This is a genomic window from Micromonospora sp. NPDC049366 (genome assembly GCF_044466625.1).
Taxonomy (GTDB): domain Bacteria; phylum Actinomycetota; class Actinomycetes; order Mycobacteriales; family Micromonosporaceae; genus Micromonospora.
Map to the genome: position 1 here is coordinate 172,220 of NZ_JBITMV010000001.1, position 12,234 is coordinate 184,453.

The following is a 12,234-nucleotide window of genomic DNA, read 5'->3' on the forward strand; positions in this document are numbered from 1 at the left end:
GGAGTGAGCCGGGTTTGCGAGCCCCGCAGTCGCGAGGAGAGGGAGTCCGGTGAGGGAGTCGACGGAGCAGGCGTTGCGGGCGGGTGGCCTGGACCCGGCCGAGGTGCGCGTGGTGGTCGCCAACGCGTTGAGCGAGGACCTGGGCCCGGACTTCCTCGACGTCACCAGCGTCGCCACCATCCCGGCCGAGCAGACCGACACCGCCGACCTGGTGGCCCGTGCCGACGGTGTGGTGGCCGGGCTGGCCGTGGCCGCCGCGGTCTTCGAGCTGGTGGGTGAGGTGACCGGCACGGAACGTACCGTCGAGGTTTCGGTGGTGGCCGCCGACGGGGAGCGGGTGGCCCGCGGTGACGTGCTGGCGACGGTGACCGGGCCGACCCGGCTGCTGCTCACCGCCGAGCGGACGGCGCTGAACCTGCTGTGCCGCATGTCCGGGGTGGCGACGCACACCCGGGCGTGGGCCGACGCGTTGTCCGGCACGAAGGCGATGGTGCTGGACACCCGGAAGACGACGCCCGGCCTGCGGGCGTTGGAGAAGTACGCGGTGCGGGCCGGCGGCGGCACCAACAAGCGGCTCGGCCTCTACGACGTCGCGATGATCAAGGACAACCACAAGCTCGCGGCGGGCGGCATCACCGCGGCGTACCGGCGGGTGCGGCAGGCGTTCCCGGCGGTGCCGGTGCAGGTCGAGGTGACCACCGTCGCCGAGGCGGTGGAGGCGGTGGAGGCCGGTGCGGACTTCCTGCTCTGCGACAACATGACGCCGGAGGAGCTGGTCGAGGTGGTGGCCGCGGTGGGCGACCGGGCCGAGTTGGAGGCGACCGGTGGGCTGACCCTGGCGGTGGCCGCCCGGTACGCGGCGACCGGCGTCGACTACCTGTCGGTGGGCGCGCTGACCCACTCGTCGCCCATCCTCGACATCGCGCTGGACCTGCGTACCGAATGAGCCGGCCGGCACGGGCGGGCCGGGCCGGCCGGTCCGTGCCCGCCCGCACGGTCGTTGTCTAGGCTTCGAGCGTGCTGCTCTGCATCGACATCGGAAACACCAACACCGTGCTGGCGACCTTCGACGGCGACAAGCTGGTGCACTCATGGCGGATCAAGACCGACGCCCGGTCGACCGCCGACGAGCTGGGGCTCATGTTCCGGGGCCTGCTCGCCGGGGACGCTGTGGAGATCACCGGTGTGGCCGCCTGTTCGACGGTGCCGGCGGCGCTGCGTTCCCTCCGGACGATGCTCGCCCGCTACTACGGCGAGCTGCCCAGCGTGATCGTCGAGCCCGGGGTCCGCACCGGCGTGCAGCTGGCGATCGACAACCCGAAGGAGGTGGGCGCCGACCGGGTGGTGAACACCCTGGCGGCCTACACCCTCTACGGCGGGCCGTCGATCGTCGTGGACTTCGGTACGACGACCAACTTCGACGTGATCAGCGGCCGGGGTGAGTTCCTCGGCGGCGCGTTCGCGCCGGGCATCGAGATCTCCTTCGACGCGCTCGCCGCCCGCGCGGCCCAGCTGCGCAAGGTCGAGGCGACCCGGCCGCGTTCGGTGATCGGCAAGAACACCGTCGAGTGCCTCCAGGCCGGCCTCTACTTCGGCTTCGCCGGTCAGGTGGACCGCATCGTGGAGCGGATGAGCGAGGAGCTGGGCGAGGTGAAGGCGGTGATCGCCACGGGTGGGCTCGCCTCCCTGGTGATCAACGAGTGCCGCACGATCACCCACCACGAGCCGATGATCACGCTGATCGGGCTGCGGATGGTCTACGAGCGCAACGTCTGAGAACACCCGGCGTCGCCGGGTGTCCCGCGCCGCGCGGGCCTCTCAGCGCCGCCGGGCCCGCAGCACGACCGTCCGGTACGGCAGTTCGACGGTCGTCCGCCCGGCCAGGTCGGGGTGCGTGGCCAGCAGGTCGCGCAGCTCCCGGTCGACCGTCTCCCGCTCCTGTTCCGAGGCGGTCAGGTAGTACGAGCGGGTGCCGATCATTCCCAGGATCTCGTCCGGCGTGAGCGTGGTCGTGTGCCGGAACTCGCCCACCTCGACCGCGCCGAACGCGGGGCCGAAGTCCGCGTACCGCTCTATCACGTTCCCCGAACTGGTACCCATGTGCGCGATGCGGCCCAGCTCCGCCACCCAGCCGACCGTCTCGTCGCGCGTGTTCCAGATCGGGGCGAAGGTGCCGCCGGGGCGCAGCACGCGGGCGATCTCGGCGTGTGCCGGCTCCCGGTCGAACCAGTGGTACGCCTGGCCGACCAGCACCGCGTCGGCCGACCCGTCCGGCAGGGGCACGGCCTCGGCGCTGCCGGCCAGCGGCGTGCTGCCCGGGGTGGCCGCCGCGAGCTGCGCCCGCATGCCGTCGTCCGGCTCCACCGGCACCACCTGGTGGCCGAGGGCCAGGACGGCGCGGCTCAGGATTCCGGTGCCCGCACCGAGGTCGACGACCCGGGCGGGCGCGTCGCCGGTGGCCACGCCGTCCAGCGCCCAGCGCACGGCGTCCTCGGGATAACGCGGTCGGAACCGGTCGTAGTCTGCTGCGGCGACACCGAAGGACAGAGCCTGAGTGTGATCAACCATGACGGGCAGGTTATCCGGTAACGGCCCGGTGGGGCCTTGAGTACGCTCGGGCCTGACCCCCCGTATCTCCGTGACGAGGAAGCGTGCCGTGACCGAGCAGAACGCCCTGCCAGTGGACCCCGCCGACGACCTTCCCGAGCAGATGAAGGTCCGCCGGGAGAAGCGGGACCGGATGCTCGCCGAGGGCGTGGAGCCCTACCCGGTCGGTTTTCCGCGTACGGACACGCTCGCCGAGATCCGCGCGCGTTACGCGGACCTGCCGACCGACACCGCCACCGGCGACCGGGTCTCGGTCACCGGGCGGGTGATCTTCGTACGCAACACCGGGAAGCTCTGCTTCGCCACTCTCCGGGACGGCGACGGCACCGAGCTGCAGGCGATGCTGTCGCTCGACCGGGTCGGCGCGCAGCGGCTGGAGGACTGGAAGCGCCTGGTCGACCTCGGCGACCACGTCGGTGTCACCGGCGAGGTGATCACCAGCCGCCGCGGCGAGCTGTCGGTGCTGGCCGACGAGTGGGCGGTCACCGCCAAGTCCCTGCGCCCGCTGCCGGTCGCCCACAAGCCGCTCTCCGAGGAGGCCCGGGTCCGCCAGCGCTACGTCGACCTGGTCGTCCGTCCGCAGGCCCGGCAGATGGTCCGCACCCGGGCGGCGGCCGTCCGCAGCCTGCGCGATTCGCTGCACGCGCGGGACTTCATCGAGGTGGAGACCCCGATGCTGCAGTTGCTGCACGGTGGCGCGGCGGCTCGCCCATTCGTGACCCACAGCAATGCGTTGAACACCGATCTGTATCTGCGAATCGCGCCGGAACTGTTTCTGAAGCGGGCCGTGGTCGGTGGTGTCGACCGGGTCTTCGAGATCAACCGCAACTTCCGGAATGAGGGCGTCGACTCGTCGCACTCACCGGAGTTCGCGATGCTGGAGGCTTACCAGGCGTACGGCGACTACGACACGATGGCCGAGCTGACCCGCAATCTCGTCCAGCAGGCGGCGATCGCGGTGAGCGGCTCGACGGTGGTCACGCACGCCGACGGACAGGAGTTCGACCTGGGCGGCGAGTGGCGTTCGGTCACCCTGTTCGGTGTGCTTTCCGAAGCTCTCGGTGAAGAGGTCACGGTCCGCACCGAGCGCGCCCGCCTCGTCGAGTACGCCGACAAGGTCGGTCTCGCCGTCGACCCGAAGTGGGGTCCGGGCAAGCTTGCCGAGGAACTGTTCGAGGAACTGGTGGTGCCAGGTCTTCAGGCGCCCACCTTCGTCCGCGACTACCCGGAGGAGACGAGCCCGCTGACCCGGGCGCACCGCAGCGAGCCGGGGCTGGCCGAGAAGTGGGACCTCTACGTTCTCGGTTTCGAGCTCGGTACCGCGTACTCGGAGCTGGTCGACCCGGTCGTGCAGCGGGAGCGGCTGGTCGCCCAGGCGCAGCTGGCCGCCCGTGGCGACGACGAGGCGATGCGCCTCGACGAGGACTTCCTCCGGGCCATGGAGTACGGAATGCCGCCGGCCGGTGGTATGGGAATGGGAATCGACCGGCTCCTGATGGCGCTGACCGGGCTGGGAATTCGGGAAACGATCCTGTTCCCGTTGGTCCGGCCCGAGTAGTCCACGGCCGCTGCCGGGCCATCTATACCGCATCCTATTGACGCGGCGAGCGTCGCGCGGGTTATTGTGCTTGCGAGTTAGCAGGAGCACCCTGCTCGAAAGGAATGTGGGACGTGGCCAAGCAGATCATTCACAAGCTGGTCGATGACCTGGACGGCGGGGACGCGGACGAGACCGTCAAGTTCGCCCTCGACGGCGTTCAGTACGAGATCGACCTGTCGAGTGCGAACGCCGAGAAATTGCGTGACGTATTCGCGCCGTACGTGGGTGCCGGCACCAAGGTGGGCCGCGGCGGCGTGGTGGTCGGCGGTCGGGCGGCACGCGGCCGGGGCGGCGCCACCGCCGACCGGGAGCAGAACAAGGCGATCCGCGAGTGGGCCAAGAAGGCCGGCAAGGACATCTCCGACCGGGGCCGGATCCCGCAGGAGATCGTCGACGAGTTCCACGCCCGGCGCTGACCGAGGCGAAATCGCACAGGCGACCCCGACGCCGGGCCGGAGATCTCCTCCGGGCCGGCGTCGCCGCATTCCCGGCCCGGCCGGCGTGCCGCTTCCGGGGCGGTCTGGTGTGCTCATCCCCCTCTGGGGTCTCTGTCCCCTATGCGATGATCCGGGACGGGGAAGAAACCCCCGGCCGGCGACGTTGTCCACAACCGGTGGAGATTCCGTCCACAGCCTGTGGACAACTCCCGGGTGGCCCGACAGCGGGCCCCGTTGACGCGGAACCGACCCTGCCGGGCGCGAACGGCCCCGTCCACGAGTGGGTCGAATTTCGCTCTGCGCGTAGCGCCGGAGGCCCCGGAACACCTCCTGAGCGCGCACGGTTGTGCAAAACGACGCGAACCAGGCTCCCGCCGGAGACACACGACCTCAGCTGAGTCGGTCCGCGGCGATAGAGTAATGAGGCACGGACGCCCGTCCCGGACGTCCGCGCACCGGCCCCGCCAAGATCTTGACCATCAAGGCGCACGGCACGTGAGGAGCACGAGGGCATGTTCGAGCGGTTCACCGACCGAGCGCGACGGGTTGTCGTCCTGGCCCAGGAAGAGGCCCGGATGCTCAACCACAACTACATCGGTACGGAACACATCCTGCTGGGCCTGATCCACGAGGGTGAGGGCGTCGCCGCCAAGGCTCTGGAGAGCCTCGGCATCTCCCTGGAGGGCGTCCGGCAGCAGGTCGAGGAGATCATCGGCCAGGGCCAGCAGGCGCCGAGCGGGCACATCCCGTTCACGCCGCGGGCCAAGAAGGTGCTGGAGCTGTCGCTGCGCGAGGCGCTGCAGCTCGGCCACAACTACATCGGCACGGAGCACATCCTGCTCGGTCTGATCCGCGAGGGTGAGGGCGTCGCCGCCCAGGTGCTGGTCAAGCTCGGCGCCGACCTCAATCGGGTGCGCCAGCAGGTGATCCAGCTGCTCTCCGGCTACCAGGGCAAGGAGCCGGCCGCGGCGGGCGCCGCGGCGGGTGAGGCCGCGCCGTCGACCAGCCTCGTGCTGGACCAGTTCGGCCGCAACCTGACCCAGGCCGCCCGTGAGGGCAAGCTCGACCCGGTCATCGGGCGCGAGAAGGAAATCGAGCGGGTCATGCAGGTGCTCTCCCGCCGTACCAAGAACAACCCGGTCCTGATCGGTGAGCCCGGTGTCGGTAAGACCGCCGTGGTGGAGGGGCTGTCCCAGAAGATCATCAAGGGCGAGGTGCCCGAGACGCTGAAGGACAAGCAGCTCTACACCCTCGACCTCGGTGCGCTGGTCGCCGGTTCCCGCTACCGCGGTGACTTCGAGGAGCGCCTCAAGAAGGTGCTCAAGGAGATCCGCACCCGCGGCGACATCATCCTGTTCATCGACGAGATCCACACCCTGGTCGGTGCGGGTGCCGCCGAGGGCGCGATCGACGCGGCGAGCATCCTCAAGCCGATGCTGGCCCGTGGTGAGCTGCAGACCATCGGCGCCACGACCCTCGACGAATACCGCAAGCACCTGGAGAAGGACGCCGCTCTCGAGCGCCGCTTCCAGCCGATCCAGGTGGGTGAGCCCTCGCTGGCCCACACCATCGAGATCCTCAAGGGCCTGCGCGACCGCTACGAGGCGCACCACCGGGTGAGCATCACCGACGCCGCTCTCGTCGCCGCCGCGACCCTGGCCGACCGCTACATCTCCGACCGCTTCCTGCCGGACAAGGCGATCGACCTGATCGACGAGGCCGGTGCCCGGATGCGGATCCGGCGGATGACCGCGCCGCCAGACCTGCGCGACTTCGACGAGCGGATCGCCCAGGTCCGGCGCGACAAGGAGTCCGCGATCGACGCGCAGGACTTCGAGCGCGCCGCCCAGCTGCGGGACAAGGAGAAGCAGCTCCTCGGCCAGAAGGCGCAGCGGGAGAAGGAGTGGAAGGCCGGTGACCTGGACGTCGTCAGCGAGGTCGACGACGAGCAGATCGCCGAGGTGCTCGGCAACTGGACCGGCATCCCGGTCTACAAGCTGACCGAGGAGGAGACCTCGCGTCTGCTGCGCATGGAGGACGAGCTGCACAAGCGCGTCATCGGCCAGGAGGACGCGGTCAAGGCGGTTTCGAAGGCGATCCGGCGTACCCGCGCCGGCCTGAAGGACCCGAAGCGTCCGTCGGGCTCGTTCATCTTCGCCGGCCCGTCCGGTGTCGGTAAGACCGAGCTGTCGAAGGCGCTGGCCGAGTTCCTGTTCGGCAGCGAGGACGCCCTCATCCAGCTGGACATGTCCGAGTTCCACGACCGCTACACGGTCTCCCGGCTGGTGGGTGCCCCTCCCGGCTACGTCGGCTACGACGAGGGCGGGCAGCTGACCGAGAAGGTGCGGCGTCGGCCGTTCTCGGTGGTCCTCTTCGACGAGATCGAGAAGGCCCACCCGGACGTGTTCAACACGCTGCTCCAGATCCTGGAGGACGGTCGGCTCACCGACGGTCAGGGTCGGATCGTGGACTTCAAGAACACGGTCATCATCCTGACCACCAACCTCGGCACGCGTGACGTGGCCAAGGCGGTGTCGCTCGGCTTCCAGGCGTCGGAGGACTCCGAGTCCAACTACGACCGGATGAAGCAGAAGGTCAACGACGAGCTCAAGCAGCACTTCCGGCCTGAGTTCCTCAACCGGATCGACGACACCATCGTCTTCCACCAGCTGCGTCAGCAGGAGATCCTGTCGATCGTCGACATCATGATCGCCCGGATCGAGACCCAGCTGAAGAACAAGGACATGGGTCTGGAGCTGACCGAGAACGCCAAGAAGTACCTGGCGACCAAGGGCTTCGACCCGGTTCTCGGTGCGCGTCCGCTGCGTCGCACGATCCAGCGCGACATCGAGGACAACCTGTCCGAGCGGATCCTCTTCAACGAGCTGACCCCGGGTCAGATCGTGGTGGTGGACTGCGAGGGCGACCCGAACAACATCGACAAGTCCAAGCTCGTCTTCCGGGGTGCGGACAAGCCGGTCACCGTGCCGGACGCCGTTCCCGCCGACCTGGGCGGCACCGCCGCCCCGGCCGGTGCGGACGAGTAAGGCCAACAGGTAGCAGGGGTGGGGCCCCGGTGGCGAAAGCCGCCGGGGCCCCACCCTTTTGCGCCCGACCTGGCTCGGCCCCGCAACGGGCGTTGATCAACTCGGCTTCCCTGAAGTCGGGCGGTCCGCCCGGCGCGGAAACCCCGACGTCCTTGATCCCGAGCGGATCCCCCCCCGGGCCCACCCCCGGCCCCGGCCTCGGTCCCACCCGGGGTCCGGGCCGATCAGCCGGCGGGCCCTGCGAGCCGACGAGCGCCGACGGGGCGGGTCAGCGGGCGAGGTCGGGCAGGGGCAGGGACGGACCGTCGCCGACGAGGCGGAACGCTTCGGCGCCGACCGGTTCGACCAGGCCGTCCTCGACCAAGCCGGCGAGCGCCCGGGCGCGTTGGACGTCGTCGGCCCACACCTGGTCGAGGCGCTGGTGGGGCACCGGGCCGGTCGCCTCGCGCAGCACCCCCAGCAGCAGGCCACGGACCTGTCGGTCGGTGCCCGCGTACCGCTGGGGTCGTCGCGTGGGGCCGGCCGGCGCCTCCTGCCCGGAGGCGCGCCACGCGCAGGTCGATTCCACGGGGCACTGGCCGCAGCGGGGGGTCCGGGCCGTGCAGATCAGTGCACCCAGTTCCATGAACGCCGCGCTGGCCAGCGCCGCCGCGGCCGGCTCCTCGGGGAGCAGCTCCTCGGTGGCGACGAGGTCGGCAGGCCGGGTCGTGGGGCCGGCGTCGGGCTCACCGGCGATGGCCCGGCAGACGACCCGGCGGACGTTCGTGTCGACGACGGGGTGCCGCTGCCCGTACGCGAAGGCGGCGACCGCCCGCGCCGTGTATGTGCCGACGCCGGGCAGGGCCAGCAGCTGGTCCAGTCGGTCCGGGACCGAGCCGCCGTGCCGTTCCACGATCGCCACCGCGCATTCGCGCAACCGCAGCGCCCGGCGCGGGTAGCCGAGCCGCCCCCACATCCGGATCGCCTCGGCGGGGCTGTCGGCGGCCAGCGCGGCCGGCACGGGCCACCGGGCCAGCCACGCCTCCCAGGCGGGCAGCACCCGCACCACCGGCGTCTGCTGGAGCATCACCTCGCTGACCAGGATCGCCCACGCGCCGACGTCCGGTTTGCGCCACGGCAGGTCGCGGGCGTTCTCCTCGTACCAGCGGCTGACCAGGTCGGCGAACGTCGGTTCAGTCATGGTGCCGCCGATGATGTCACGCGTGCCGGTCCCGGAGGGTGGGCGGGCCGGCCGGGTGGCCGGGACAGCGCCGCCGGATCGGGCAGAATGCCCTGATGAACGAGCTCGCGATCACCGTCATCGGCCGGGACCGGCCGGGCATCGTCGCCGACGTCGCGGAGGTGCTCGCCCGGCTGGGCGCGAACCTCACCGACAGCACGATGACCCGGCTGCGGGGACACTTCGCGATGACCCTGGTCTGCGTGGGCCCGGCCGCCGCCGATGTCGAGGCCGCGCTCGCCCCGCTCGCCGCCGACGGGCAGCTGCTGGCGACCGTACGCGCGGTCACGCCGGACGGCGAGGCGGCGCCGGGCGGCGAGCCGTACGTGATGGCGGTGCACGGAGCGGACCGGATGGGCATCGTCGCGGCGATGACCCGGGTCCTCGCCGAGGGCGGGGGAAACGTGACCGACCTGAGTACGCGGCTCACCGGATCGCTGTACGTCGTGGTCGCCGAGGTGGACCTGCCGCCGGGCGTCGCCGACGCGCTGGCGGCCCGGCTCGCGTCGACGGCCGCCGAACTGGGCGTCGAGGTCAGCCTTCGGCCGGCGGATCCGGACCTGCTGTGACGGGCGAGCGGAGCGGGCCGGACGCCGCCCGCGGCGACGAGGAGTACGTCGGCCTCGGCGACTGGACACCGGAGACGCTGGACGCCTCTGGTGAGGTACGTACGGTGGTGGCCGCCCCACACCCGGTGCTCAGCCGGGCCGGCGTCGAGGTGGACCCGACCTCGGCCGAGACGGTGCGGCTGGCGGCGGACCTGATCGCCACGATGCGGGTCTCGCCGGGCTGTGTCGGTCTGGCGGCGCCGCAGGTCGGCGTGGGTGCGCAGGTGTTCGCGGTCGACGTGACCGGGCACCCGAAGACCGTCACCGTGCACGGCACGTTCGTGCTGTGCAACGCCCGGGTGGTCGAGGCGAGCCGGTGGAAGCCGGGACGGGAGGGCTGCATGTCGGTGCCCGACCTCACCGGTGACGTGAAGCGGGCCAGCCGGCTGGTGGTCGAGGGGGATCTGCCGGGCACGGGCAAGCCGGTGCGGCTGGTCACTGACGGCTTCGAGGCGCGGGCCCTGCAACACGAGATCGATCACTGCGCCGGCCTGCTCTTCCTCGACCGGGTTGCCGGCGCTCACGCCGTCTACCAGCGCAAGGTCTACCTCTGACCGCGCCGCCCGAGCCCGACGCGGCGGCGCCCGATAACCGGGCCACGCCGTCGACAGTGGACTGATCCGTTGCGCGGTCTGGTGACGCTCCGGCGCGTCGCGATGGTTGCCGGGGCATGCGCCACTACGGTGGGGGCATCATGCGTCTGACGGTCGGCCCCCTGCCACCCGCCGTTTACTGGCGGCGTCGCGCCGTCGTACTCGGAGCGGGGCTTCTCTTCCTGATTGTCCTGCTCTACTCGTGCACCGGGTCGGGTAACGGCGACGACAACCCTCGCGCGGGCTCGACCTCCTCGGCCAGCCCGGGGCCGACGGGCTCGGTGCTCACGCCACAGACGGGGGCACCGCCGTCCGCTGAGCCGTCGGACGCGCCGGAGGTGCAGACGAGGCCCAGCAATGCGCCCACGTCACCCCCCGAGGCTCCGCCGGTGGCGCCGGCGGCCGGGGGAAGTGACGACGGCAGCTGCACGGACGCCGAGATCAGTGTGATCCCGGTGGCGAAGCCGGCCACGGTTCAGCGCGGCGCGCCGGTCGACCTGCAACTCAAGATCAAGAACATCTCCGACCGTACGTGCAGCCGCGATGTGGGCGCCGACCTCCAGGAGCTGTTCATCAAGTCGGGGGCGGAGAAGATCTGGTCCTCCGACACCTGCGGCACCGGCAAGGGCTCCGACGTCCAGTCGTTCACGCCGAACTTCGAGCGTTCCTACCAGATCGCCTGGAACGGCCAGGACAGCACCCGCTGCGCCGACGGGGTGGCCAACGGGCCTAACCCGCCCGCCGGCACCTACCAGGTCTTCGCGCGGGTGGGCACCAAGCTCAGCGAGCCGGTCAAGCTGACCATCACCGGCTGAGCCGGGCCCGACGGGCGCGCCCGGGCAGCGGGCGGTCAGTCACCAACCCCGGCGTCTCAGGCCCGGGCTGGGCGCGCGACCCGTCGGAAGCGGTCAGACGTACCGTTCGAGGATGGACGCCTCGGCGAGCCGGGACAGGCCCTCGCGGACGCCTCGCGCCCGGGCGTCGCCGACGCCTTCGACGGCTTGGAGGTCCTCCACCGTGGCGCCCAGCAGCCGCTGGAGGCTGCCGAAGTGCACCACCAGCCGGTCGACCACCGGCACCGGTAGCCGGGGCACCTTGGCGAGCAGCCGGAAGCCGCGCGGGCTGACCGCCGCGTCGAGGGCGTCGGAGGCGGCCGGGTAGCCGATCGCCTTGGCGACCGAGACCAGGTCGATCAGCTCGGTGGCACCGAGCAGGTCCAGCTCGACCAGCGCCTCGTCGAGGGTGCGGGACTTGCGGCCGGCCGGCAGGTAGTCGCGGATGACCAGGGTGCGGTCGGCGTCGACGCCCGCCATCAGCTCGTCGAGCTGGAGCGCGAGCAGGCGCCCGTCGGTGCCCAGCTCGACCACGTAGCCGGCGATCTCGTCGGCGATCCGGCGGACCATCTCCAGCCGCTGCACCACCGCCACCGCGTCGCGCACGGTGACCAGGTCTTCGATCTCCAACGCGGACAGCGTGCCGGAGACCTCGTCGAGCCGGAGCTTGTAGCGCTCCAGGGTCGCCAGGGCCTGGTTGGCCCGGGACAGGATGGCCGCCGAGTCGTCCAGCACGTGCCGCTGGCCGTTGACGTAGAGGCTGATGATCCGCATGGACTGGCTGACGGAGATGACGGGGTAGCCGGTCTGGCGGGCCACCCGCTCGGCCGTCCGGTGCCGGGTGCCGGATTCCTCCGTCGGGATGGACGGGTCGGGCATCAGGTGCACGGCGGCCCGGACGATGCGGGTGCCGTCGCTGGAGAGCACCACGGCGCCGTCCATCTTGCACAGCTCGCGCACCCGCGTCGCGGAGAACTCGACGTCGAGCGGGAAGCCGCCGGTGCAGAGGCCCTCGACCACCTTGTCGTAGCCGAGGACGATCAGGGCGCCGGTGCGCCCCCGCAGGATCCGCTCGAGGCCGTCGCGCAGAGCGGTGCCCGGCGCCATCAACGCCAGGTTGGCCCGCAGCGGGTCGCCGCCCGCGCCGACGGTGCCTCCGGTCACGCTCATGCTGATGGGACGGGCCGGCGAACCCACGGCGCCGGTGCGGGCGTGGGGCGTCGTGCCGGCAGGCTTGGTGGTGTCGCGGTCGATCGGCACGGGCACAGTCTACGGACTGCCGTGCGGTGG

At 71.2% G+C, this 12,234-nt stretch carries 11 protein-coding genes; 8 read left to right on the forward strand and 3 right to left on the reverse strand.

The window, feature by feature from the left end; all coding sequences use genetic code 11:
• Nucleotides 1–49: 49 nt before the first annotated feature.
• Both nadC and ACIBTV_RS00815 read left to right on the forward strand, forming a co-directional pair.
• Entirely contained in the window at nucleotides 50–946 is an 897-nt protein-coding gene (gene nadC / locus ACIBTV_RS00810) for a carboxylating nicotinate-nucleotide diphosphorylase (protein ID WP_396701001.1), read from the forward strand.
• Between the two features lie 71 nt (nucleotides 947–1,017).
• Nucleotides 1,018–1,776, forward strand: coding sequence for a type III pantothenate kinase (locus ACIBTV_RS00815; RefSeq protein WP_396701003.1), 759 nt, complete (start codon nucleotides 1,018–1,020; stop codon nucleotides 1,774–1,776).
• Between the two features lie 42 nt (nucleotides 1,777–1,818).
• On the opposite strand, the gene ACIBTV_RS00820 is transcribed toward ACIBTV_RS00815, so the two are convergent.
• Complete coding sequence (locus ACIBTV_RS00820; RefSeq protein WP_396701005.1) at nucleotides 1,819–2,568, reverse strand: class I SAM-dependent methyltransferase; 750 nt, start codon at nucleotides 2,566–2,568, stop codon at nucleotides 1,819–1,821.
• Nucleotides 2,569–2,656: 88 nt separating this feature from the next.
• On the opposite strand from ACIBTV_RS00820, the gene lysS reads away from it, so the two are divergent.
• The 3 genes from lysS to ACIBTV_RS00835 all read left to right on the forward strand — a co-directional run bounded on the left by lysS (nucleotide 2,657) and on the right by ACIBTV_RS00835 (nucleotide 7,691).
• Complete coding sequence (lysS, locus tag ACIBTV_RS00825; protein ID WP_396701007.1) at nucleotides 2,657–4,165, forward strand: lysine--tRNA ligase; 1,509 nt, start codon at nucleotides 2,657–2,659, stop codon at nucleotides 4,163–4,165.
• Nucleotides 4,166–4,278: 113 nt separating this feature from the next.
• A complete protein-coding gene (locus tag ACIBTV_RS00830; protein WP_197677479.1) occupies nucleotides 4,279–4,623 on the forward strand; it encodes an Lsr2 family protein in 345 nt (114 codons plus the stop codon).
• Nucleotides 4,624–5,156: 533 nt separating this feature from the next.
• The gene (locus tag ACIBTV_RS00835) at nucleotides 5,157–7,691 is read left to right on the forward strand and encodes an ATP-dependent Clp protease ATP-binding subunit (RefSeq protein WP_396701010.1); all 2,535 of its coding nucleotides are present in this window, start codon (nucleotides 5,157–5,159) and stop codon (nucleotides 7,689–7,691) included.
• 268 nt (nucleotides 7,692–7,959) lie between these two features.
• On the opposite strand, the gene ACIBTV_RS00840 is transcribed toward ACIBTV_RS00835, so the two are convergent.
• Nucleotides 7,960–8,871 carry an A/G-specific adenine glycosylase gene (locus ACIBTV_RS00840; RefSeq protein ID WP_396701012.1) on the reverse strand — a complete coding sequence of 304 codons (912 nt, stop codon included), beginning with the start codon at nucleotides 8,869–8,871 and terminating at the stop codon, nucleotides 7,960–7,962.
• A gap of 95 nt (nucleotides 8,872–8,966) precedes the next feature.
• On the opposite strand from ACIBTV_RS00840, the gene ACIBTV_RS00845 reads away from it, so the two are divergent.
• The 3 genes from ACIBTV_RS00845 to ACIBTV_RS00855 all read left to right on the forward strand — a co-directional run bounded on the left by ACIBTV_RS00845 (nucleotide 8,967) and on the right by ACIBTV_RS00855 (nucleotide 10,926).
• Complete coding sequence (locus tag ACIBTV_RS00845; protein WP_396701014.1) at nucleotides 8,967–9,479, forward strand: glycine cleavage system protein R; 513 nt, start codon at nucleotides 8,967–8,969, stop codon at nucleotides 9,477–9,479.
• On the forward strand, nucleotides 9,476–10,072 hold the full coding sequence (locus ACIBTV_RS00850) for a peptide deformylase (RefSeq protein ID WP_396701016.1): 597 nt from the start codon (nucleotides 9,476–9,478) through the stop codon (nucleotides 10,070–10,072). Before ACIBTV_RS00845 ends, ACIBTV_RS00850 begins: the two co-directional genes overlap by 4 nt.
• Before the next feature lie 140 nt (nucleotides 10,073–10,212).
• Nucleotides 10,213–10,926 (forward strand): hypothetical protein, encoded by a 714-nt coding sequence (locus tag ACIBTV_RS00855; protein ID WP_396701018.1) that lies wholly within the window; start codon nucleotides 10,213–10,215, stop codon nucleotides 10,924–10,926.
• A 93-nt stretch (nucleotides 10,927–11,019) separates the two neighbouring features.
• Here ACIBTV_RS00855 and disA read toward each other — a convergent pair whose 3' ends face one another.
• A complete protein-coding gene (gene disA / locus ACIBTV_RS00860) occupies nucleotides 11,020–12,204 on the reverse strand; it encodes a DNA integrity scanning diadenylate cyclase DisA (RefSeq protein WP_396701020.1) in 1,185 nt (394 codons plus the stop codon).
• Nucleotides 12,205–12,234 lie beyond the last annotated feature (30 nt).